Here is a 23,549-nt window from a genome sequence, read left to right on the forward strand (position 1 = left end):
CCGACCCGGCGGCCGCCCTTCGGGGCGGCCGCCGTCCGCACGGGAACCAGGACGTCAGCGGACCGTCAGGGTCCACAGGTGGTCTGCGGTGCCGTTGTCGTCCCACTGGATCACCTGGGCGCCCGAGGCGGTGCTCATGTTGGTGACGCCCAGCAGCAGGCCGCTGTTGTGATTGATGATCTTGTAGTGGCCGCTACCGTCCGCGACCAGTTGCCACAGGTGGTCGGCCGTGCCGTTGTCGCCCCAGATCAGGGCGGTGCCGCCGTCCGAGGTGCTCATGTTCGTGATGCCCAGGAGCAGGCCGCTCGCCTGATTGGCGATCTTGTAGAGGCCGGAGCCGGCCGAGGTCAGGACCCAGGTCTGGGTGTTGCTGGACTGGTTGACCGTGGCCTGGTCCACCAGGGTGCCCTGGGCGGTTCCGGAGTTCTGGGTGTCGAGGGCCAGGCCGCTGTTGACGTTCGTGATCCGGTACGGGCCGGACGGTGAGGAGGAACCGCTGCCCGGGGTCAGGACCAGGTGGTAGCCGTAGGCGGAGTTCATCGTCACCGGCACGGTGACCGATCCGCCGGAGACGGCGTAGTCGCCTTCGGAGATGGTGGTCGGGCCGGCCACCGCCGTGGTGCGGCCGTTCGACGGGGTGTACTCCAGCTTCGCGTGGACCGTGCCGCCGAACGCCGAGCCCAGGCCGTTCACGGTGACCGCGGTCGAGCCCGAGCCGCCGCCGAAGATGACGCTGACCTGGTTACCGGCGCTGTTGATGGCGGCGGCTCCGTCCAGGCCGGTCGAGGCGGGCGGGGTGGTGGTGAGCATGTCGCCGCTCATGTCGGCGTACCACTTGTAGAGCCAGTAGGCGCCGTTCGGTGAGCCGCCCTGGCCGGTCAGGAGGTCGCCGAGCGCGCCGGACTGGTTCCAGAAGGCCAGTTCGGCGTCGTGCACGCCGAGGCGTTCGAACTTGGCGATGTAACCAATCAACGCGCCGGGGATGCCTACCTGGGACGGCGCGGCGTACTCCTCGATCGCGATGGGGCGCGGGGTGATGCCCAGGTTCCGTTCGATGGTCGTGACCGTGGAGATGTCCCCGGCGATCTTGGAGGAGTTCTCCAGCTCGTGCCAGGAGATGATGTCCGGGACCGTATTGGTGTTCACCGCGTTCTGCAGGAAGTTCTGCATGTCGCCGATGTTGTCGGAGAAGCTCGGTCCCTGGATCGGCGTCTGGGAGTCCTTGGACCGCACCTCCCGGTACGTCGTGGTCCAGAAGCTCTCGAAGCTGCCGTTGGAGGACAGCCAGGTGCCGTCGGGCTCGTTCCACAGCTCCCAGGACGCGAGGTTCGTGATCCCGGACGCCTTCACCTGGGAGATCTGCTGGTCGACGACACTCAGCCAGTTGGACCAGCTGAACTGGTAGGGCCAGCCGGCGTAGTAGTCCGACAGGCGGTCCACGACCTTCGCGCCCGCGCGGGCCGCCTTCGGCGCCACGACGAGGATGTCGCCGGACCCCTGCTGGTGGCCGCCCGCGGGCATCTGCACGAATGTGTTCGGCTTGATCTGCTGGACCAGGGTGTCGGAGGGCGTGGAGGCGTTGGCCAGACCGTACAACGAGCCGGTGGCGACGTGGGTGACCGGCCGTAGGACGGAGCCGGCGTTGACCACCAGCGTGGTGGCCGCGTGTGCGGGCGCGGCCGTCAGGGCCGGAGCCAGGGTGAGCGCGGCGGTGAGCAGGGCGAGACGGGTCCTCTTCTTCATGGGGACACTCCGGGTGGGGGGCGAGGCCGGCGGAAGATCAGTCCTTGACGGCTCCGGCGGTGACACCGGCGGTCACGTACCGCTGGGCGAGGACGAGGAGGAGCGCGGCGGGCGCCGAAGCGACCACGGCGGTGGCCATGATCGCGTTCCACTCCTGGTTGTTGTTGCCGATGTAGTGGTAGATGCCGAGCGTGATGGGGCGCAGGTCACCACCTCCGTCGAGGGTGTTGGCGAAGACGAAGTCCGACCAGGCCCACAGGAAGCTGAACAGGGAGACGGTGACCAGCGCGTTCCGGCTGACCGGGAGGACGACGGACCAGAACGTACGGAACGCTCCGGCACCGTCGATGCGCGCGGCGGCGAGGAGTTCGTCGGGGACGCCGGACATGAACGCCCGGAAGATCAGGACACCGAACGGCACGGCGATGGTGGAGTCGGCGACGATCAGTCCCCACCAGGTGTTCATCAGCCCGAGGTTCAGGAAGATCCCATAGAACCCCATGGCCATGACGATCCCCGGGATCATCTGGGCGACCAGCAACGCGAGGCCGAGCGCGCCGCCGCCGCGCGGGCGCAGTTTGGCCAGCGCGTACCCGGCCGGAGCGGCCAGGACCAGCGTGAGCGCCACGGTGCCGAGACCGATGAGCAGGCTGGTCATCAGGTACGGCAACTGGTCGTGCAGGACGGCCCGGTAGCCCTCGAACGTCGGGTGCCGCGGCAGGAGGTCCGGCGGGCTTTTACGCATGTCCCGCTGTGGCGTGAGCGAGACGTTGACCATCCAGTAGACGGGGAACAGCATCAGGGCCGTGAGCACGATGCCGATCGCGGTGACCCGGATCCCGCGCCGTCGTCCGATCATGCCTCCTGCCTCCTCTGTATGCGGATGTAGAGCAGCCCGAAGACCAGGGCGATGACGATGAGGACGTTGCCGACGGCGGCGCCGGGGCCGAACTGCGGCAGCAGAGATCCGAACCCGAGCCGGTACGACCAGGTGGCCAGCGTCGAGGAGGAGTCCCCGGGACCACCCTTCGTCATGATCCAGATGAGGTCGAAGACCTTGAGCGTGTAGACGAAGCCGAGCAGCAGCACGACCATGGTGACCGGCCGCAGCAGCGGGAACGTGAGCCGCCGGAACCGCTGCCACGCTCCCGCGCCGTCCAGCGCGGCCGCCTCGTACAGGTCGGCGGAGATGTTCTGCAGCCCGCTGTGGAGGATGACCAGGTTGAACGGGATGCCGATCCAGATGTTGGCGATGATCACCGAGGTGAGGGCCCAGTGGGGTGAGCCGAGCCAGTCGACCGGGGAGACGCCGACGAAGTGGAGGGCGTAGTTGATGACACCGCTCTCGCTGTTGAGCATCCACGCCCAGGTGGACGAGGACACGATCAGCGGCAGCAGCCAGGGGACCAGGAACAGGGCTCGCAGGAGGCCGGAGAGGCGGAAGTGGCGGTTGAAGAAGACGGCCAGGGCGAGCCCCGCTCCGTACTGGACCGCGATCGAGACCAGCGTGAACACCAGGGTGTTACGGATCGCCGGCCCGAACGTCGGGTCGTGCAGGACCTGGTCGAAGTTGGCCCAGCCGGCGAACGGCGCGTCGCCTTCGACGAAGGACCGCACCGTGTAACGGCGCATGCTGAGGTCCAGGTTCCGGTAGAGCGGATAGACGTAGAACGCGGCCAGGTAGATCACCAGGGGCAGCATGAACGCCCAGGCGGTGAGCCGGCTCTTCCGGCGGTGTACGCGGCGGTGCGGCGTCCCGGAGCCTGCGGTCGCCCGGACCGCGGCCGGTGACTGCTGCGGGTGGTCGGTTCGGGCGAGGGTCATGCAGAGCTCCTTGCTTCGGCGCCGGAAGGGTCAGCGGTGGGAGGCGGCGGCCTGCTGTGCCGCGTCGAGGGCGCCCTGCGCGGGTTTGCCGCCGGACAGCGTCGACTGGACCGCGGCCCAGAGCCGCTGGGAGATCACGGGATACCTCGTGCCAAGGCCGTTGCTCGTACGCCCGCGGGCCGCGGCCACCGCGGAGACCCACGGTTTGAGCGCCGCGTCCTGCCGAACCTGCTGCTTCTGCACCGCTGCGGTCGGCGCGATGTAGGACAGCGTGGTGTCGGTCGCCAGCAGGTTCGCCGGGCTGACCAGGCAGTTCACGATCTTCGTGCTGACGGCGTAGCGCCCGGTCCTCTTCTGCACGGGCACGGTGACGAACTCGCCGCCGGTGGGCACGGGCGCCGGGCCGCCGTGCTCGCCGGGAATGTTGATGACCCCGTACGGGAAGCCGGCCTTGGCCGCGTTGGCGAGCTGCCAGGTGCCGTTCTCCCCGAAGGCGTACTTGCCGGTGGCGAACTCCTGCCAGCTCGTGGTCTGGGTGTTCTGGAGGACGTCCTTGGGCGCGAGTCCCTGGTCCACCCAGCTCTTCCACAGCGACAGCGCCGCTACTCCGGCGGGGGCGTTCACCTTGGTCAGGTCGCCGCCGGCGCCCCAGAACCAGGGCAGGAACTGGAAGCTGCCCTCCTCGGTGCCGATGGCGGAGAAGGTGATGCCCTTCTTCCCGGCGGCCTTGATCCTTTGCAGGGCGGAGGTCAGCGTGGCCCAGTCCTTGATGCTCGCGGCTTCGACGCCGGCGGCCTTGAGGACGTTCTTGTTGTAGTAGAGGGCCAGCGTGTTGGCGCCGATCGGGACGCCGTACGCGGCGCCGTTGAGCGTTCCCGCACCGGTGATGTTCGGCTGGATCGCGGAGGTGTCCAGGCCCAGGTCGCTCGCCTTGTTGAGGATGCCGGCCTGGACGAGCGTGGAGACGACCGGGTTGTCGACCAGCATGACGTCGGGAGCGCTGCCCTGCTGGGCGGCGAGGAGAGCCTTGTTGCCCAGGTCGGTGGTGTCCATTCCGGTGCGCTTGACGCTGACACCGGCCTGCGCACCGCAGCTCGTGACCCGCTTGGCCCAGTCGGAGGAGTCGTCGAACTGCGGGTACGGGTCCCAGAAGGTGTAGGTGCCCGACGTCGAGCCGCCGGAGCCGCTCCCGCTGGAGGAGGAACACGCGGCGGCGGACGTCAGTGTGCCGGTGGCGAGTACGGCGGCGATGAGGGTGCGGTGCAGATGTCTCATGATGACCTCGTAGAGAGTGGGGAAGGCCGGTCAGGAGGCGGGCAGCCAGACGCGCATGCTGCCGACGGTGCGGTTGGCCCATGCGTGGTACGGCACGGCGACCAGCTCCAGAGGGGTGCCCGGAGCCTGGGACGAATCGGCGGGGGCGTACGGCCACCAGCCCGGCTCGGGGAGTGACCGCCGGTACCCGGTGCCGCCGATGGTGACGACCCCGCCGAGCAGGTCGGGGCGTTCCTTGACGGTGAGCGGGCCGGCAGCGTCGATCACAACGTCGTCGAGGCCCCCGCCGGGGTGGTCTGCCTGTTCGAGGCAGTAGACGAGCGGGCCGCGCTCGATCGCGACACAGCCCCGTACCGCGTCCACCCGTGGGTCGGCGGACACCAGGCGCGGAGCGAGGTCGAGGTCCAGGACGACCTCGTCACCGGTGGTCCAGGATCGGCGGATCCGCAGCCATCCGTCCTGGACCTCGGCGTCGGTGGTGACACCACCGAGGGTGTACTCGGTACACCACTGCGGGATTCGCAACGAGAGCGTCCAGGGTGTGCCGGGAGTCCGCTCGACGGTGACAGCGGTACGACCTCGCCACGGATAGTCGGTGTTAACGCTCACATTCAACGGTGCGCCATCGGCTTCGCCGTGGAAGACGCCGGAGGCGTACTGGTGGATCTGCAGCCCCCGGCCGTCGGTGGAGGCGAAGTAGTGCTCCAGGCCGGCGAGCAGGCGCATGACGTTCGGCGGGCAGCACGCGCAGCGGAACCAGCGAGTCCGGCGGGACGACTTGTCGCCGCCCCCGTCGACGTGACCGTCGCGCACCTGGAGCGGGTTGACGTAGAGCCAGCTCTCGCCGTCCAGCGACATCCCGGCGAGGAAGCCGTTGAACAGGGTGCGCTCGATCAGGTCGCTGTAGCGGGCCTGCCCGGTCAGCAGGGCCATCCGCCAGCCGAACTGGATGGAGGCGACGGCGGCGCAGGTCTCGCAGTACGCGCGCTCGGTCGGCAGCTCGTACGGGTCGCCGAAGTCCTCCTCCTCATGATGCGCGCCGACACCGCCGGTCAGGTGGGTCTTGGTGGCGGCCATGGCGTGCCACAGCCGGACGCCCGCCGCGGCGAGAGACTCGTCGCCGGTCTCGATCGCCAGGTCGGCGGCGGCGGCGAGCAGGTACAACTGGCGTACGGCGTGGCCCTCGACCGTCTCGGCCTCGCGCAGCGGCACCCTGTCCTGGCAGTACGCCTCGTGACCGTGCAGGCCGTGGCCGTGCCGGTCGACGAAGTAGCGGGCGAGGTCGAGGTAGTGCCGGTCGCCGGTCTCCCGGTACAGCTCGGCGAGCGCGGTCTCGACCTCGGGGTGGGCGTCGAACCCGTCGATCGGCCGGCCGCTGCCGGCGGGCCCGAAGACGGTGCCGATGTGGTCGGCGAACCTGCGGGCCACGTCGAGGAGTTCGGTACGCCCGGTGGCGCGGTGGTGGGCGATCGCGGCCTGGATGAGATGGCCGGCGTTGTACAGCTCATGACCCCACCGCAGGTCGCTGTACCGACCGTCGCCCCGGCCGGATTGGAACCAGGTGTTGAGGTAGCCGTCTTCCTGCTGTGCCGCGGCGACCAGCGCCGTGATGCGGTCGACCTCGGCGCTCAGCGCGCCGGTGTCCCGGCCGGCCACGGCGTCCTGGGCGAGCTGCCAGGACGCGGCCTCCAGCCACTTGTAGACGTCGGTGTCCTGGAAGGGGTAGTCGCCGCGGAAGGCGCCCTCGGTCTCACCCGCGACGAGGCGCAGGTTGTGCAGGTTGCCCGCGGACTCCAGCAACCGGGGACCCTGGGGGATGCAGACCTGGGCGTTGATCACGCGTCGGTCGTACCAGAAGCCGCCGGTCACCGCCGGTGCCTCGGTCGGGCGCAGCGCCGCTCGCGCCTGCGGTCCGAGCCGGACCGGGCCTACTCCGGCGGTGGACGAGGACATACGGGACATGGATCTCCTCGGTGCTGGCCTTCCGGCAACGGCAGGCGCGGCCGCGCAAGTGCGCAAACGTTTTCCATGCCGGAACGTATGGTTAACATGCCAGGGCGTCAAGGGTGTTATCCCAGGTTTCACGGTCTTATCGAGGATTGGCCAAGCGTGCACCGTCGGTGGCATCATGAAGTCGGCAGCGATCAGTGAGCAAAGGACTGCGCGTGTCGGGACGAAGTCGCAACACCACCCGGGCGAGAGTCACCCTGAGTGACGTGGCCGAACTCGCAGGGGTGAGCGTCGGCACGGCCTCCCGTGCCCTCAGCGGCAATGGGCGCATGCGCCCCGAGACCCGCCGGCGGGTCAAGGACGCCGCCCAGTCGCTCGACTTCCGCCCCAACCAGCAGGCGCAGAGCCTGCACACCGGCCGGAGCTGGACCGTGGGCCTGATCACCACGGACGGCATCGGCCGCTTCAGCATCCCGGTGCTCCTCGGCGCCGAGGACGCCCTGGGCGCGGGCAGGATCTCGGTCCTGCTCTGCGACACGCGCGGCGATCTCATCCGCGAACGCCACCACCTGCAGAACCTCATGGACCGGCGGGTCGACGGCATCATCGTCACCGGCCGCCGCACCGACCCACGCCCGCCGTTGCCCGGCGTCCACGACGGCGTCCCCGTCGTCTACGCCCTGTCTCCCTCCACCGACCCCCTGGACATCTCGATCGTCTCTGACGATGAGCAGGGCTGCGGACTGGCCGTCGAGCACCTCCTGAGCAGCGGCCGTGCCAGGATCGCCCACGTCACCGGTCCGGCCCACCACGCGGCGGCCGCCGACCGCGCCCGCTTCACCGAACGCCTGCTGAACGACGCCTCGCTGGGATTCGCCACCGGTCGCGCCCACTTCGGTGACTGGAGCGAAGCATGGGGCCGGCGCGTGGCGGAGACGGTGCTGCGAGCGGCGCCCGACACCGACGCGTTCTTCTGCGGCAACGACCAGATCGCCCGTGGAGTGACGGACACCCTGCGTGAGCGAGGCGTACGCGTGCCCGACCAGGTCGCCGTCGTCGGTTACGACAACTGGGACGCGATGACTCTCGCGTCCCGGCCGCCGCTGACCACCGTCGACGTGGACCTCACCGAGATCGGACGCATCGCCGCCCTGCGTCTCCTTGAAGCGATCGACGAAAAGTCGTCACCGGGCCTGCACCGGGTCCCGTGCCGGCTGATCGTCCGCGACTCCGCCTGACCGGCGCGCCCCCACGGTTATGGGCAATTCCCGGACTCGTCGATCGGAAATTGGATGAGGCTCATCAGGCGGGGGGCGCGGCCGGGGGCCGGCTGGTTCCCGGCCCGGGCCGCGAGGACGGCCCGCACCTCGCCGAGCATCTCGATCAGTTCGTCACGGCTGAGCCACACGACGCCCTGCCGGTAGCCCACCAGGTCGGCGTACGGGTCGGCGCCGGGCCGGTTGAGGTAGGCGTCGAACTCCGCGTGCAGGGCGGCCACGGCCGCGGTGAACCCCTGGCGGTGGTCGTCCGGCGACATCGACGCGCCCGCCTCCGCCTCGATCCGCGGCCGGTCCAGGCGCAGCCGGTAGTGGCGCTCCACCGCGCCGCGGACCCGCTGCTCGTCGGCGACCTCCAGCACTCCACCGTCGGCGAGCAGGCCGACATGGCGGTACACGGTGGTCTTCGGGACCTCGGGCAGGCTCGCGCACAGATCGGCGGTGGAGCGTACCCGCCCGCCGGACAGGGCGTAGACGATGCGCATGCGTACCGGATGCAGCAGCAGATCCAGGGCGTCCACTCCTCGAGTATCCCCATATTCGGTACCATTCCCAAAATTGGGAACGGTGGAAGGGGTACCGAGTGACCGACAGCACCTCGGCGGCGGCCGGCCGGCTGAGCGCCCCGGCGGTGAGGCCGCTGCGCACGCTGGACCCGGACGCGCCACTGGATGACCTGGAGTGGCTGGACGAGGCGATCGGCGCCGCGCGGGTGGTGGCGATCGGCGAGAGCGCGCACTACAACGCCGAGACCTACCGGCTCCGCCACCGCCTCCTGCGCCATCTGGTCGAGCGGCACGGGTTCGGCGCGTATGCGATGGAGTCGGGATTCGCCGAAGGGTGGCGGACCGACGACTGGGTCCGGGGCGGTGAGGACGATCTCGGACAGGTCCTGGCGAACGGCATGACGTCACTGATGGGACTGTGGACCCAGATGCGCGCCCACCTGGAGTGGATGCGCCACCACAACCGGACCGCCGCACGGCCGGTCGGCTTCTACGGCGCCGACCTGTCCGGCTCCAACGCGTCCCTGCTGCCGAGCCTGGACGCCGTCATCGCCTACCTGGCGCAGGCCGATCCCGGGTACCGGCTGGATCCGGGCATCCGGGAGACGGCCGCCGTCTTCGCCGCGTCATCGGCGTTCTCCATCCCCACGGCCATCGGCGCCTACGCGCGGCTCGAGCCCGCGGCCAAGGACGCACTGACCGCGGGCCTGGCCGAGCTGACCGTACGCATGACCGGACGCCGCCTCGACTACACCCGGCGGACCACGGCCGGCGCGTACGAGCGCGCGCTGCGCTCGCTGCACCTCACGATCACCCTGGACGCGCTCGCCCGCGCGATGGCCCGCGGCGACCGGCCGACGGTGATGTTCGACCGCGACGCCGCGATCGCGGACAACGTCGAGTGGATCCTGCGCCGCGAGGACCGGATCGTCCTGGCCGCCCACAACGGTCACATCCAGCGCCTTCCCGGCATCCTGCCCGGCATGCCGGAGACGGCGACACCCGCGGGCACGCACCTGGCCGACCGGCTCGGCGAGGACTACCTCGTCATCGGCACGACCACGGGAACCGGCCAGGCCCTCAACACCGATGCCGACTTCTACACCGGCACGCTCTTCACCCCGATGGGGCCGCCCGAGCCCGGCACCCTCGACGCGCTCATGGCCGCCAGCCACGACGGGCCCTTCGCGACCGACCTGCGGAGGCTGTCACCGGCCGACGCCGACGCCGTCCGCGCCGCCGCCCGGCAACGTTTCGGCACCTTCCACGTCGACCTGAACCCACTCGACGCCTACGACCTCATCGTCCACCTCCCCGACGTCACGGCGGCCGAGCCCGACCCGGCCGCCCTCGCCTGCTCCCCGCACGACGTACAGGAGGCGTTCTCGCACTGGAACCCGCGGTGACCCCGGCGGTTCTGCCGGTTCGGCCCCCGCTCGGCTCCGTGTGACGGTGGGAGTCGGCAGCGGTCGCGGCCGGCGGTGTAATTCCGGGGCGCCGGGGCAGGGCCCGGACCATGGCCGATGTCGACGCGGTGGTGGTCGGGGCCGGGCCGAACGGGCTGACCGCGGCGGTGACGCTCGCCCGGGCCGGGCTGGCCGTGCACGTCTACGAGGCGGAGGCGACCGCGGGCGGCGGCGCGCGGACGGCGGAGCTGACGCTGCCGGGCTTCCGGCACGACGTCTGCTCGGCGGTGCATCCCCTCGGCGCCGGCTCTCCGGCGCTTCGCGCGCTGCCGCTCGAAGCGTACGGCCTGCGCTGGGTGCATCCGGCCCTCCCGCTCGCCCACCCGTTCGACGACGGGTCGGCCGCGACACTCGCGCGGTCGGTCGAGGAGACGGCCGCGTCGCTCGGCCCCGACGCGGCCGTCTACCGGCGGCTCGTCGCGCCCTTCCTCGGGCGGTGGGACGCACTCGCCGGCGACGTGCTGCGGGCCCCGCTCGCCTCGTGGCCGGCTCACCCCCTGCTGCTGGCGAGGTTCGGCGTACGGGCCGGGGCCCCGGCCGCACTGCTGGCACGCCTGTTCCGGGGCCCGCACGCCCGTGGCCTGTTCGCCGGGCTGGCCGCCCACGCGATCGCGCCGCTGCGCACGCCGGCGACGGGCGGCGTCGCGCTGCTGTTCGCGCTGGCCGCCCACGAGGTCGGCTGGCCGTTCCCGCGGGGCGGTTCGCAGGCGCTGTCCGACGCTCTGGTGGCGTACCTGAACTCCCTCGGAGGGCGGGTCGTCACCGGGCGGCGCGTCCGAAGCCTGGAAGAGCTGCCCGCCGCCCGCGCGTACGTGCTCGACGTCATGCCCGAGCAGCTCGCGGCGATGGCCGGTGACCGGCTGCCGCGCCGGTACGCCGAACGGCTCCGGCGGTACCGGCACGGGCCCGCCGTCTTCAAGGTCGACTACGCGCTGTCCGGACCGGTGCCGTGGACCTCCGATGCCTGCCGCAGGGCCGGCACCGTGCATCTCGGCTCGTCGGTGGAGGAGATCGGCGGCGCGCTCCGGTCGGCGTACGGCGGCGGCGTCCCCGGCGTGCCGTTCCTCATCACCGCCCAGCCGACCCTGTTCGACCCCTCGCGTGCGCCGGACGGCCGGCACGTACTGTGGGCGTACGGGCACGTGCCGAACGGGTGGACGGGCGACCTGACCGCGGCGATCGAGCGGCAGATCGAGCGATTCGCGCCGGGGTTCGGACGCCTCGTCCTCGCCCGCGGCGCCGCCGGTCCCGAGCGGATCGCCGAGCACGACGCCAACAACGTCGGGGGTGACATCGCGGGCGGCGCGTGCGACCGCCTGCGGCTGCTGTTCCGCCCGACGGTCGCCCGTGTCCCGTACGCGACGCCGAACCCGGCGATCTACCTGTGTTCGTCGGCGACGCCGCCCGGACCGGGCGTGCACGGCATGGGCGGCCACCACGCGGCGCGGGCCGCGTTGAGACGTGTCTTCGGCGCCGGAGCGGGGTGAGGGGAACACGCCATGCACTGGCTCACCGACCCCGGGCACGGGCCCGGCCGGCTGGTCTTCCAGCGCGGGCTGGCCCTGACGTACCTGGTCGGGTTCGTCGTCGCGGCGAACCAGTTCCGCGCGCTGCTCGGGAGCGGCGGCCTGACGCCGATCCCCGCGTACGTGCGCCGGGTGCCGTTCCGCCTCGCGCCGAGCCTCTTCCACCTTCACTACTCGGATCGGTGCTTCGCGACGGTCGCCTGGGCGGGAGCGGCGGTGGCCGCCGCGGTCGCCGGCGGGGCGGCCGACGCGGTGCCGCTGTGGGCCTCGATGGTGCTGTGGGCCGTGCTGTGGCTCCTGTACCTGTCGATCGTCAACGTGGGCCAGGTCTGGTACGGCTTCGGCTGGGAGTCGCTGCTGCTGGAGTCGGGTCTCCTCGCCGCCTTCCTCGGCAACGCGCGGACCGCGCCGCCGACGCTGGTGCTGTGGCTGCTGCGCTGGCTGCTGTTCCGCCTGGAGTTCGGCGCGGGCCTGATCAAGATCCGCGGTGATCGCTGCTGGCGGGACCTGACGTGCCTGTACTACCACCACGAGACACAGCCGATGCCGAACCCGCTCAGCCGGTCCTTCCATCACCTGCCCCGGCCGCTCCACCGCATCGAGGTCCTGGCGAACCACGTCACGCAGCTCGTCGTCCCCTTCGGCCTGTTCACACCGCAGCCGTACGCCACGGTCGCCGCGGCGATCGTCATCGTCACCCAGCTCTGGCTGATCGTGTCGGGGAACTTCGCGTGGCTGAACTGGATCACCGTGCTCCTGGCGGCCTCCGTGGTCGACTGGCGGGCGGTCGCGCACCTCGTACACCTGTCGATCGGCCCGAGCCCGGCCGCCGAGCCGCGGTGGCACCAGGTCCTGGCCGTGGCGGTGACGCTCCTGGTCGTCTCGCTCAGCTACTGGCCGGTGCGGAACCTGGTCTCGCGACGGCAGCGGATGAACGCCAGCTTCAACGCCTTCCACCTGGTCAACACCTACGGCGCGTTCGGCTCCGTCAGCAAGAGACGGTACGAGGTGATCGTCGAGGGTACGGACGACGCGGAGCCCGGACCGCGGACCGTGTGGAAGGAGTACGAGTTCAAGGGCAAGCCCGGCGACGTCCACCGGCGTCCACCCCAGGTGGCGCCGTACCATCTGCGACTCGACTGGATGATGTGGTTCGCCGCCCTCTCCGTCGGTTACGCGGAGCCGTGGTTCGTCCGGTTCGTCGCGAAGCTGCTGGAGAACGACCGGGCGACACTGCGGCTGCTCCGCCACAACCCGTTCCCCGGCGCGCCGCCCGCCTCCGTACGCGCCCGCCTGTTCCTGTACCGCTTCACGACCCGCGAGGAACGCCGCCGGACCGGCGCCTGGTGGCACCGGGAACCGATCGTGGACTACTGCCCGCCGATCCGGCGGGACGCCCGGTGAGAATGCCCGGTGACCCGTGCCGCCGGTGAACCGGAGGTCCTGCGCGGCGAGAACGCGTGCGGCCTGGCGTCAGGAAACGCAGATGCAGAATTCGTTGCCCTCCGGGTCTCGCCAGACCTGCCAGAGGTCCTCGTGCATCTCCCCGGCCGGAGTGGCGCCGAGTTCGGCCGCCCGTACGACCGCCCGGGCGAAGTCGTCGGCGACCAGATCCAGATGGACGCGGTTCTTGGCAATCTTGGGCTCCGGCACCCGCTGAAGCGCGAGACCGGGACCGAGGCTGACCCAGTCCTCCTCCCGGCGGGTGACCCGTAGATCGAGCAACGCGCTCCAGAACCGGGCGAGCCGGTCCAGGTCGACGGCGTCGATGACGATGCCGCCCAGGCGGAGACCCGGCGAGCCCTCCCGCCCCTTGTCCGCTTTCCGCCCCGCCGACGCCGCCGCGTCCGGCGACTCGCGATCAAACCGGCTCTCACCCTGCACACCCGAATCCTCCCAGCCGGCCGGCCGGGAGGACTCACGAGGTTCAGCGGACTCCTACGCGCGAGAAGCGGACGGCTGGTTCGCCCGGTGGCGGGACAGGCGGCCCGCGGCGGTGCGCAGCGCGCCGATGACGGCGTCGATCGTGTCGGCTCGGGCCGAGTTCGACCAGCTCAGCGCGTACACCTGGTGGCGTGGCCAGTCCCGCAGCCGTCGTGTCACGAGCGTCGGCCCGCAGGTGTATCCGAGGCTGTCGACCAGGGCGATCCCGATCTCCCCGGCGACCAGGCTCCGCACGTCCAGCTGGTCCTCGACGATCGCCCCGATCCGGGGGGTGAACCCGGCCCGCGCGCAGGCGTCGAGGAGATACCGGTGGTCGCCGTCCACCACCCACGACTGCTCGGTGAGGTCGGTGAGGGTGAGCGAGTCGGCGGCGGCCAGCGGGTGCTCCGCCGGGAGCAGGATGTGCACCTCGTCGGTCAGCAGCCGGATCGCCTGTATGCCGGCGTCGTCCGGTGCCGGTTCGTTCTCCGGGACGCTCACCACGGCGATGTCGACCTCTCCGCGGCGCAGCATGTTCCCGGCGGCGTTCCCGTCGGCCCGGCGCAGCGCCACCTCCAGGTCCGGAACGGTACGGCGCGCGCTCGCCACCGCCTGCGGGATCAGCCGCGCGTGGCCGCCGTGTCCCACGGCCAGCCGTACCTGCCGTACGTCCTCGCCGGCCAGGGCGGACAGCTCGGCCTCGGCGTCCTTCAGCGCGGCCAGCACGACGTGCGCGTGCGACGCGAGGACCGCCCCGGCCCGGGTGAGCCGCACGCCGCGGCCGGCCCGGGCGACGAGCGCCGTCCCGGCGGCCCGCTCCAGCATGCGCATCTGGTAGCTGATCGCGGGCTGGGTATAGCTGAGCGCCTCGGCGGCCGCGGTGTACGAACCGGTGTGCGCGACCGCCGCGAGGACGCGGAGCTGCCGTGGATCGAACACCGTCACGTCACCCCGTGAGCGTGCGGTCGAGACCGCGGTTCGCCGCCCGCGTGACGTTGTGCAGCGCGTGCAGCACACCGTCGCGACGGTACGACGGCGGGAACATGACCGAGAGGGCGGCGACGATCCGGCCGTCGCTCACCACGGGGGCCGCCGCGCACTCCGGGCCGAGCACCAGGGGGCCGCGGGCGGACGGGACGGTTCCCGGGGTGGGCCGAGGCGGCAGTAAGAGGCGGGCGACGGTGGTACGCCGCGCCGTCTCGGTGCTGTCCGGAGCTCCGTCGCCGTGGGCCCTGGCCGGGTTGTTGCCGGCGATGTGCTCGAGGCACAGCAGCTCGCCGTGGAACGGCGCGTCGAGGAACACCGGACAGCCGGTGGCCCGCGCGAGCCGCCGCAGGTGAGGCAGCAGATGGTCGCGGAGTACCGCCAGCCGGCGGTCGAAACGCGGCGGCATCAGGGTGAGGATCGGTTCTCCGAGCCGGTAGTTCGTGCCGGAGCGTTCGACGACGCCCCGGCGGACCAGCGCGGTGAGGATGCGGTGCACCGTTGACTTGGACAGGCCCGCACGGCGGGACAGGTCGCTGAGCCCGATCTCGGCGCCACCGGGCGGCATGGCGAACACCACGTCGAACGCCTTGCCGAGCGGACCGCCTGCCGACCCCGCGTCGCTCTGCCGCGACGGGCGGGTCTCCGCCGGCGCGTTCCCTCGCGGGTCAGATGCCTCCGGAGGTGGGGTTGCCGTATGAGGACGCACCCTTCATCTCCTCGCTGCGTGGGAGGGATACATAGCGAAAGCCGCTTCCGTATGCAACCCTCTCCACCGGGTCCGCACCATGCAGAATCTTGTCGGAAATACGCACCGCTACTTCTGCCGGGTGGCGTTCCGCGCCAGGTCGGACGCGGGTGACGGCTCGGTGAGCGGGCCGGGCGAATACGGGACGTATAAGAGACGCTTATCGATGTTCCTGCGGGCTCGACCGCGTCTGCGATATTTCACTGGTGCGTGCTGCGAGCCGATCGTCGTGGGGGCGGCGGCACCCGTCCACCCCCCTGACCCTGACACTGGCGACGGCCGTGTTCCTCGGCGAGGCCGCCGGGCCGGCCGGTGCCGCGCCGACCCCGGCACCGCGGCCGTCGGCCACCGCCTCGAGCCCCGGTGCGACCGATCTGCCGCTGATGCCGGCGCAGCTCGGATTCGATGCCCCGTGCACCGGCCCCTCCCATGCCACGGTCACCCGCGTGCCGTGGCCGCAGGTGTACCTCGGCCTGGATCGGGCGTGGACGCTCAGCACCGGACGTGACGTCACCATCGGCGTCGTCGGCACCGGCGTCGACGACGCCGGAGCGCTGTCGGGGCGGGTGCGGTCCCTCGCCCCGGTGGCGGGAGGCGAGACCGAGCCCGCCGACTGTGTGGGGCACGGCACGTTCGTCGCCGCGCTGGCCGCCGCGTCCCGCCGTCCCGGCGTCGGCTTCGCCGGTGCGGCGCCCGACGCCACGCTCCTCGCGGTGCGCGCGACCGAGCCCGACGGGACGACGACCGGGAAGGAGCTCGCCCGCGGACTGCGGGCGGCCGTGGGCGGCGGTGCCCGGGTCGTCGTGGTCGCGTCGTCGGTCACCGCCGACGACCGCGACCTGGCGGCCGCGGTGGCGGATGCCGCCCGGCACGACGTCGTGGTCGTGGCCCCGGCGTCCGTGCAGGCGAGCACGGCATCGTCGGTACGCGCGTGGCCGGCCGCGTACCCGGCCGTGGTGTCGGTGGCCGGAATCGCTCCCGGCGGCGCGCTCGGCGCACCACCCGCGGACGGGGCGCGGACCGACCTGCTCGCCCCCGGCTACCAGGTCATGAGCGTCGGGCCGGGCGGCGTGGGGAACTTCGCCGGTTCCGATGACGCGTTCGCCGCCGCCTACGTCGCCGGGACGGCGGCCCTCGTCCGCTCCTACCGGCCGGGGCTGTCCGCGGTGGAGGTGGTGCGCCGGCTCGAGGAGACGGCCGCCCATCCGGGGGGAGTCCTGCCGCACCCGTCCGCCGGGTACGGCGCGGTCGACCCGTACGCGGCCGTCGCCGATGTCGTCGCCGAGCCGTACCGTCCCGGCCGGGCCGCACCGCTGCGTTTACGGCACACGAACGCGGCCGGCTCGCCCGGACGCACCGCGCTCTGGCTGACCGCGGTGCTGCTCGCGGCCGTCGCGGCGCTAGGCGCGGTGGCGGTGGCGGTACCCCGTGGGCGGGCCCGGCGGTGGCGGCCGGACGGTGTGCCCGCCGTGCGCACCGCGTCCACTCTCGAAAAGAGTGAGGAATGAGCCGGATCCTTTTTCGCCGACCGCCTCGACGGCCCGGTCCGGAGATGCCGAACGGCGAGCTGACACTGCAGGAACCCCCGACCCTGCCGGAAAAGCAGGCCAGTACGTCGACGGTGTTCACGTACCTGCCGATGGCGCTGGCCTCCACCGCGACGATCCTCATCTTCGTCCGCCCGAACGCCGGAACCGCAGCCGGCGGCTCGTCGATCCCGGGCACGTACCTCGCGGCCGGGCTGATGATGGTGTCGTCGATGGCGATGCTGGTCGGCCAGCTCGTCCGCGCCTCCGGCGACCGCAAGCGGCGGGTCCACGGAGCCCGGCGCGACTACCTGCGATACCTCTCGCAGACGCGGCGGCGGATCCGCGAGGTGGTCGTCGACCAGCGCGACGCGCAGTCGTGGCGGAACCCCGGACCCGACGTGCTGTGGTCCCTGGCCGGCACGTCCCGGCTGTGGGAGCGCAAGACCACCCACGACGATTTCGGCGAGGTGCGCATCGGAGTCGGCGAGCAGCGGCTCGGGCTGCGGCTCGCCCCGCTGCAGACCAAACCGGTGGAGGACCTGGAGCCGCTGTGCGCGCACGCGCTGCGCCGCTTCATCCGCGCGTACGGCACGGTCGCCGATCAGCCCGTCGCGGTCTACCTGAAGGGATACTCGCTGGTCGGGCTGCGCGGCGACGCCGAGGCGGCCCGCGCGATGGTACGGGCGATCCTCGGCCAGCTCGCGGTCTTCCACTCCCCGGAGGAGCTGCGCATCGGGCTGTGCGTCTCGGATGAGAACCGCGCGAAGTGGGAGTGGCTCAAGTGGTTGCCGCACGCGCTGCACCGCACCGAGCAGGACGGCGCCGGGCAGGTGCGGCTGATCGCCCGTGGCACCGTCGAACTCGAGGAACTGCTCGGCGAGGAGTTCGGGCAGCGACCGCGGTTCGACCCGCAGGCCGAGCCCACCCACGAGGAGCCGTACACGGTCATCGTGCTGGACGGCGGTGACGTGCCGCCCGGGGCCCGCGCGGCCGGCGGGGGACACCGCAACGCGGTCGTGATCGACATCGAGGGCACCTCCGGCTGGGAGCTCGCCCCGTACGTGCTCGGCCTCGACGTCGCCCCGCGGACCCTGGAGATGATCGGCGAGGACCGCAACGGGCGCGAGACCACCAGGCCGCTGGGCCGCCCGGACCGGCTCAGCCTGATGCGCGCGAGCGCACTGGCCCGGCTGCTCGCCCCGTACCGGATGAGCATGATCGCCGAGGTCACCGAGCCGCTCAACGCCGACTTCGAGCTGACGACGTTGCTGTCCATCGACGACATGCGCGAGCACGACGTGCGGGCGCTGTGGCGGCGCCGCGACCCCGGGGCGGCCCTGCGCGTGCCGATCGGGATGAGCGCGGACGGCTCGCCGGTCGAGCTGGACATCAAGGAGTCGGCGCTCGGCGGGATGGGGCCGCACGGGATGCTGATCGGCGCCACCGGGTCGGGCAAGTCCGAGCTGTTGCGCACGCTGGTGCTGGCGCTCGCCCTCACCCACTCCTCCGAGGTGCTCAACTTCGTGCTCGTCGACTTCAAGGGCGGCGCGACGTTCCTGGGCCTGGACGAGCTGCCGCACACCTCCGCGGTCATCACGAACCTCGCCGAGGAGGTCGCGCTGGTCGCCCGCATGCAGGACGCCCTGCACGGCGAGCTGATCCGCCGCCAGGAACTGCTGCGCGCCGCCGGGAACTTCTCCTCGATCCATGAGTACGAGAACGCCCGCGCCAAGGGGACGCCGCTGGCTCCGCTGCCCGCGCTGTTCGTGGTGGTCGACGAGTTCAGCGAGCTGCTCGCCGCGCACCGGGAGTTCATGGACCTGTTCGTGATGATCGGGCGGCTCGGCCGGTCGCTGGGCGTACACCTCCTGCTGGCGAGCCAGCGGCTGGACGAGGGCCGGATCCACCAGCTCGAGTCGCACCTGTCGTACCGGATCGCGCTGCGGACGTTCTCGGCGATGGAGAGCCGCAGCGTGCTCGGCTCGCCGGACGCCTACCAGCTCCCGCCCCAGCCGGGCAGCGGCTTCCTGAAGAACGACATCGACTCCCTGCTGCGGTTCAAGGCCGCCTACGTCTCCGGCCCGTACCGGCCCAAGCGCGGCGCCGCGGTCCGGACCGCCGCGACCAAGGTCGTGCCGTACACCAGCCGGTACGTCGCGCCGCAGCAACCGGTCGAGCCGGAGCCGGAGCCGCAGGAGACCGAGGAAGAGGCGGACAGCCTGCTGTCGGTGGCGATCGGACGCCTGCGCGGTGTGGGTCCGCCCGCCCACCAGGTGTGGCTGCCGCCGCTCGGCGTGCCGCCGACGCTCGACGAGCTGCTGGGCCTCGAGGCCGGCATGCCGGTCTTCTACCGATGGCCCACGCCGCTGTCGGTGCCCGTCGGCGTCGTCGACCGGCCGTTCGACCAGCGCCGCGACCCCCTCCTGGCCGACCTGTCGGGCGCCGGCGGGCACGTGGGCATCGCGGGAGGCCCGCAGTCCGGCAAGAGCACACTGCTGCGGACGCTCATCACCGCGCTGGCGGTCACCCACTCACCGCGTGACGTGCAGTTCTACTGCCTCGACTTCGGCGGGGGCACGCTCACCGCGCTCAGCGGGCTGCCGCACGTCGGCGGGGTGACGGGGCGCCTGGACATCGACCGCGTGAACCGTACGGTCGGCGACATCTTCACCCTGCTCGCCCACCGGGAGCGGCTGTTCGCCGAACGCGGCATCGACTCGATGGCGACGTTCCGGCGCATGCTGGCCGCCGGCGGGCTGCCCGGGGAGCGGCACGGCGACGTGTTCCTCGTCGTGGACGGCTGGTCGACGCTGCGTCAGGACTTCATGGATCTCTCTCAGAACGTCGCGCAGCTCGGCGCGCGTGGCCTGAACTACGGCATCCACCTCATGGTCGCGTCGCCGCGCTGGTCGGAGATACAGCCGGCGTTGCGCGACCAGATCGCCACGCGCTTCGAACTCCGTCTCGGCGACGCCGTGGACTCGATGGTGAACATGCGGGTCGCCCAGACCGTTCCGCGCATCCCCGGCCGCGGCCTGCGCGAAGACCGGCTGCACTTCCTCACCGGCCTGCCGCGGGTCGACGGCCGCGGGTCGACCGCCGATCTCTCCGACGGTACCGCCGACCTGGTCGCCCGGGTCGACGGGGCATGGGACGGCCCGCGGGCCCCCGCCGTGCGCATGCTCCCGGCGATCCTGCCCGCGGCCGGCCTGCCCGAGCCCGACGGCGACCTGCGCGTGCCGTTCGGCATCGAGGAGAACGAGCTCGGACCGGTGCGCCACGACTTCGAGGCCACGCCGCACCTGCTGGTCGTCGGGGACACCGAGAGCGGAAAGACGAACCTGCTGCGCCTGTTCACCCAGGCGATCGTCGAGCGCTACACGCCGGACGAGGCCCGGGTCATGCTCATCGACTTCCGCCGCGAGCTCTACCACGCGGTGCCGGCGGAGCAGCAGCTCGGCTACGCCGTCTCCATCGACGTGGCACGGCAGGTGATCGGCGCCGCCGCGCAGTCACTGCGGGCGCGCGTGCCGGGGCCGGAGATCACGCCCGACCGGCTGCGCCGTCGTGACTGGTGGGAAGGGCCGAAACTGTTCGTCGTCTGCGACGACTACGACATGCTGAGCGGCGGCGGGAGCGCCGCAGGGGCCTTCGACCCTCTGCTCGAAGTCCTCGCGCAGGGCGCGGAGATCGGTCTGCATCTTCTCATCGCCCGGTCCGCGGGCGGCGTGAGCCGCAGCATGAGCGACCCGCTGATCCGCCGCCTCACCGAGCTGAACACCCCCGCCCTGCTGATGTCGTGCCCGCAGAGCGAAGGCGTGCTGTTCGGGGGGCTCCGGCCGAGGACTCTGCCGCCCGGGCGCGCTCAGTGGTTCGTCCGCCGCAGGACCATCCAGGTGCAGACCGGGCTGCTGCCCGCGCCCGACCAGGAAGAGGCATGACGTGTACGAGACCACCACGAGCGACCTGTGCCATCTGCTCATTCGCGGCCCCGAGCGCGGTTTCGAGATCTCGGTCCCGACCGGCGTGCCGCTGATCGAACTGCTGCCCACCCTCATCTCGTACGCGGCGGTCGAGGGGGAGAACCTGGGCGAGGTCGGCGTCGAACACGATGGCTGGGTCCTCCAGCGGCTCGGCTCCGAGCCGCTCGACGAGGAGGGCACCGCCGGCGGCCTCGATCTGCGCGACGGCGAGACGCTCTACCTGCGGCCGCGCCGCGAGCAGCTCCCACCCGTCCACTTCGACGACCTGGTCGACGGGGTGGCCACCGGGATCCGCGAACGCCCCAGCGCCTGGCGGCCGAGCTTCACCCGCCGGATGCTGCTCGGCCTGGCGCTCGGCGCGATCGCCGCCGCCCTGGTCGTACTGACCCGCGAGCACGGCGACCCGCGCATCATCGGAGGCGTCGGCGTCGGGCTGCTCATGATGTTCGGCGCGACGGTCGCGTCGCGTGCGATCGGGGACGCCGTCGCGGGCAGCGCGCTCGGCGTCGCGACGGTCCCGTTCTTCGCGTTCGCCGGAGGACTGGCCCCGACCGGAACGGCCGGCCACGCACTGACCGGCGCGCGGCTGCTGGCGGCCGGTGCGTCCGGCGCCGCGGCGGCCGTGTTCGCGCTGGCCGGGGTGGCCGCCGCCGCGCCGGTCTTCCTCGCCGCCGCGGCGGCGGGCCTGATCGTGGCCGTCGGCGGTGCCGTCATGCTCGTCGCCGACGTGCCGCTGACCTCGACGGCGGGCGTGGCGGCGTTCCTCACGGTCGCGGTGGGCGGATTCGTGCCGGTGCTGTCGTTCCGGCTGTCCGGGTTGCGCCTGCCGCCGCTCCCCACCAACGCCGAGCAGCTCCAGGAGGGCATCGACCCGCATCCCAGCCGCGACGTGCTGTCCCGTACGACCATCGCCGACCAGCACATGACCGCCCTGTACGCGATGACCGGCCTGGTCTGCGCAGCGTGCATGACGGTGCTCGCCGGCGGGCACGGCTGGTCCCCCCGCACGTTCGGGCTCGTCCTCGCCGCGCTGCTGTTGTGCCACAGCCGCGGGCTGGCCGGCGCCTGGCAGCGACTGAGCGTCATGGTGCCCGGGGCGTACGGCGCCGTGGTGATCCCGCTCGCCATGGTCTGGAACGGGGATCCGCAGACGCGTCAGACCCTGCTCCTGTCGCTCGTCGCGGCGGCGACGGTGCTGCTCATGGCCGGGTGGACCCTGCCGGGCCGTCGGGTCGTCCCGTACTGGGGGCGCATCGCGGACATCGTCCAGTCGGGCCTGGCGATCGCGCTGATCCCGCTGCTCATCGCCGACCTCGGACTGTTCGGCTTCGCACGCGGACTGGGGGGCTGATGCACAACCGCCGTGATGAGGTCCAGGCCCACATGTTCGTGGTGTCGCGGCTGTCGTCGGGCCTGCTGCTCGCCGACCCGGACGCCACCGACCCGCCGATACGCCGGACCACGCGGGGACTCGTCATCGGGCTGGTGCTCGGCCTGATCGCCGTGATCGGCGTCGGGATCTACGGGTTCCTCATGCCGGGCGGCGCCAAAAGCTGGCGTACGGAGGGGACGATGGTCACCGAGAAGCAGACCGGCGCGCGTTACCTCTACACCGGTGGCGTGCTGCGCCCGGTGGCCAACTACACCAGCGCGCTGCTCATCATGGGGGGCAGGCTCGGCGTCCGGCGCGTGGCGGCCACGTCGCTGTCCGGTACGCCCGTCGGCGCGCCCATCGGGATCGAGGGCGCGCCCGACCGGCCACCGGCCGCGAAGGACCTGCGGAACAGCGCGTGGCAGGTCTGCTCGTCCGCCGGGGGAGACGGCACTCCGGTGTCGACCCTGGAGGTCGCGATCCCCACCGTCGCACCGGCGATGGACCGCGGCCTGCTCGTCTCCGCACCGGGGGACGTCGAGTACCTGATCTGGCACGACCGGAGGTTCCGGCTGCCGGACGGGCCGAGGACGGCGGAGCTGCTCGGGTACGCGACGGTCCACCCGTACCCGGTGGGCGCGGCCTTCGTCAACGCGATCCCCGCCGGAGCGGACCTGGCGTTTCCGCGAGTGCCCGGCGCAGGCCGGACGGGTCCCCGGCTTTCTGGGTCCTCCACCAGGATCGGGCAGGTGTTCGTCGAGCGGCGGCCGGGCTCCGCGGATCAGTACTTTCTGCTGACCCGCGACGGTCTGATGCCGCTCACCCCCACCCTCGTGGCGCTCGGGGGAGGAGGCAAGAGCGCCGATGCCATCGACACCGCCACCGCGTCGCAGCATCTGACCACCGCTCCCGGGAACGATCCGTCCTCGGGCCTGCCGCCCACCCCGCCGGCCGTGACGGACGTACCCGCGGGTGAGCAGCCGTGCGTGCGGGTGGACTCGACCACGACCACGGTCGCGTTCACGGCCGATGAGGAGGTCGGCGGCTTCCCGGTGACCGCACGCGCGCAGACCACGCCGCCCTGCTCGGCCATCGACCGCATCGGCGTGCCGCCGGGGCAGGGCGTGCTCGCGTACGCGCGTTCCGACGGCGGGCATGCCGCCACCGGCGCGACGTTCCTGGTCACGGCGGAACGCGTGAAGTACCCGCTGGACGGCGGGACGGCCCTGAAGAACCTCGGATACGACAAGGCCCAGGCGATGCCGGTGCCGGTGAGCCTGCTCGACCTGCTGCCCACCGGTCCGCGGCTCGACCCGGTCGCCGCGATGAGCGGCACCACCACGACCACGCCTCCTCCCACGGTCGGCTGCCGGGTCGAGAAGCCCGGCTCGTCCCCCGGGCAGTCCGGATGACATTCCCGCTCATAAGAAGTTCGATTGCTCC

17 protein-coding genes are annotated in these 23,549 nt (G+C 72.0%); 8 read left to right on the forward strand and 9 right to left on the reverse strand.

Annotated elements, in window-relative coordinates; genetic code table 11:
* Positions 1-54: 54 nt before the first annotated feature.
* From OG417_RS23810 to OG417_RS23830, 5 genes are read right to left on the reverse strand one after another with little or no spacing between them, the layout of a single operon-like run.
* On the reverse strand, positions 55-1,743 hold the full coding sequence (locus OG417_RS23810) for an RICIN domain-containing protein (RefSeq protein WP_329260120.1): 1,689 nt from the start codon (positions 1,741-1,743) through the stop codon (positions 55-57).
* 37 nt (positions 1,744-1,780) lie between these two features.
* Positions 1,781-2,602 (reverse strand): carbohydrate ABC transporter permease, encoded by an 822-nt coding sequence (locus tag OG417_RS23815; protein WP_329260123.1) that lies wholly within the window; start codon positions 2,600-2,602, stop codon positions 1,781-1,783.
* Positions 2,599-3,567, reverse strand: coding sequence for a carbohydrate ABC transporter permease (locus tag OG417_RS23820; protein WP_329260126.1), 969 nt, complete (start codon positions 3,565-3,567; stop codon positions 2,599-2,601). The genes OG417_RS23815 and OG417_RS23820 overlap by 4 nt, the downstream gene beginning before the upstream one ends.
* A 30-nt stretch (positions 3,568-3,597) precedes the next feature.
* Positions 3,598-4,842: a sugar ABC transporter substrate-binding protein gene (locus tag OG417_RS23825; protein ID WP_329260129.1), complete on the reverse strand. Its 1,245-nt coding sequence runs from the start codon at positions 4,840-4,842 to the stop codon at positions 3,598-3,600.
* A gap of 30 nt (positions 4,843-4,872) precedes the next feature.
* Complete coding sequence (locus OG417_RS23830; RefSeq protein ID WP_329260132.1) at positions 4,873-6,804, reverse strand: glycoside hydrolase family 127 protein; 1,932 nt, start codon at positions 6,802-6,804, stop codon at positions 4,873-4,875.
* Positions 6,805-7,058: 254 nt separating this feature from the next.
* On the opposite strand from OG417_RS23830, the gene OG417_RS23835 reads away from it, so the two are divergent.
* A complete protein-coding gene (locus OG417_RS23835) occupies positions 7,059-8,030 on the forward strand; it encodes a LacI family DNA-binding transcriptional regulator (RefSeq protein WP_329260135.1) in 972 nt (323 codons plus the stop codon).
* 17 nt (positions 8,031-8,047) lie between these two features.
* Here the strand turns inward: OG417_RS23835 and OG417_RS23840 are convergent, their stop codons facing one another.
* Positions 8,048-8,590, reverse strand: coding sequence for a helix-turn-helix domain-containing protein (locus OG417_RS23840; protein ID WP_329260138.1), 543 nt, complete (start codon positions 8,588-8,590; stop codon positions 8,048-8,050).
* A 62-nt stretch (positions 8,591-8,652) separates the two neighbouring features.
* Here OG417_RS23840 and OG417_RS23845 point away from each other — a divergent pair, with 62 nt between their 5' ends.
* The 3 genes from OG417_RS23845 (at position 8,653) to OG417_RS23855 (ending at position 12,971) form a co-directional block, all read left to right on the forward strand.
* Positions 8,653-9,981: an erythromycin esterase family protein gene (locus tag OG417_RS23845; RefSeq protein WP_329260140.1), complete on the forward strand. Its 1,329-nt coding sequence runs from the start codon at positions 8,653-8,655 to the stop codon at positions 9,979-9,981.
* Positions 9,982-10,091: 110 nt separating this feature from the next.
* Complete coding sequence (locus OG417_RS23850; protein WP_329260143.1) at positions 10,092-11,528, forward strand: phytoene desaturase family protein; 1,437 nt, start codon at positions 10,092-10,094, stop codon at positions 11,526-11,528.
* A 12-nt stretch (positions 11,529-11,540) separates the two neighbouring features.
* Positions 11,541-12,971 carry a lipase maturation factor family protein gene (locus OG417_RS23855; RefSeq protein WP_329260146.1) on the forward strand — a complete coding sequence of 477 codons (1,431 nt, stop codon included), beginning with the start codon at positions 11,541-11,543 and terminating at the stop codon, positions 12,969-12,971.
* Positions 12,972-13,040: 69 nt separating this feature from the next.
* Here OG417_RS23855 and OG417_RS23860 read toward each other — a convergent pair whose 3' ends face one another.
* From OG417_RS23860 to OG417_RS23870, 3 genes are read right to left on the reverse strand one after another with little or no spacing between them, the layout of a single operon-like run.
* The gene (locus OG417_RS23860) at positions 13,041-13,451 is read right to left on the reverse strand and encodes a VOC family protein (protein ID WP_329260149.1); all 411 of its coding nucleotides are present in this window, start codon (positions 13,449-13,451) and stop codon (positions 13,041-13,043) included.
* Positions 13,452-13,505: 54 nt separating this feature from the next.
* Positions 13,506-14,429 carry a LysR family transcriptional regulator gene (locus OG417_RS23865; protein WP_329260152.1) on the reverse strand — a complete coding sequence of 308 codons (924 nt, stop codon included), beginning with the start codon at positions 14,427-14,429 and terminating at the stop codon, positions 13,506-13,508.
* 7 nt (positions 14,430-14,436) lie between these two features.
* Positions 14,437-15,183, reverse strand: coding sequence for a helix-turn-helix domain-containing protein (locus OG417_RS23870; protein ID WP_329260155.1), 747 nt, complete (start codon positions 15,181-15,183; stop codon positions 14,437-14,439).
* Between the two features lie 320 nt (positions 15,184-15,503).
* Here OG417_RS23870 and OG417_RS23875 point away from each other — a divergent pair, with 320 nt between their 5' ends.
* The 4 genes from OG417_RS23875 to eccB are packed head-to-tail and all read left to right on the forward strand — an operon-like array spanning position 15,504 to position 23,518.
* Positions 15,504-16,730, forward strand: a complete 1,227-nt coding sequence (locus OG417_RS23875) for a S8 family serine peptidase (RefSeq protein WP_329260157.1) — start codon at positions 15,504-15,506, stop codon at positions 16,728-16,730.
* Positions 16,727-20,692 (forward strand): type VII secretion protein EccCa, encoded by a 3,966-nt coding sequence (gene eccCa / locus OG417_RS23880; RefSeq protein WP_329260160.1) that lies wholly within the window; start codon positions 16,727-16,729, stop codon positions 20,690-20,692. The genes OG417_RS23875 and eccCa overlap by 4 nt, the downstream gene beginning before the upstream one ends.
* A 1-nt stretch (position 20,693) precedes the next feature.
* On the forward strand, positions 20,694-22,085 hold the full coding sequence (gene eccD / locus OG417_RS23885; protein ID WP_329260162.1) for a type VII secretion integral membrane protein EccD: 1,392 nt from the start codon (positions 20,694-20,696) through the stop codon (positions 22,083-22,085).
* On the forward strand, positions 22,085-23,518 hold the full coding sequence (eccB, locus tag OG417_RS23890; RefSeq protein ID WP_329260165.1) for a type VII secretion protein EccB: 1,434 nt from the start codon (positions 22,085-22,087) through the stop codon (positions 23,516-23,518). Before eccD ends, eccB begins: the two co-directional genes overlap by 1 nt.
* Positions 23,519-23,549: the final 31 nt, after the last annotated feature.

This window comes from Actinoallomurus sp. NBC_01490 (genome assembly GCF_036227085.1).
Lineage (GTDB): Bacteria > Actinomycetota > Actinomycetes > Streptosporangiales > Streptosporangiaceae > Actinoallomurus > Actinoallomurus oryzae.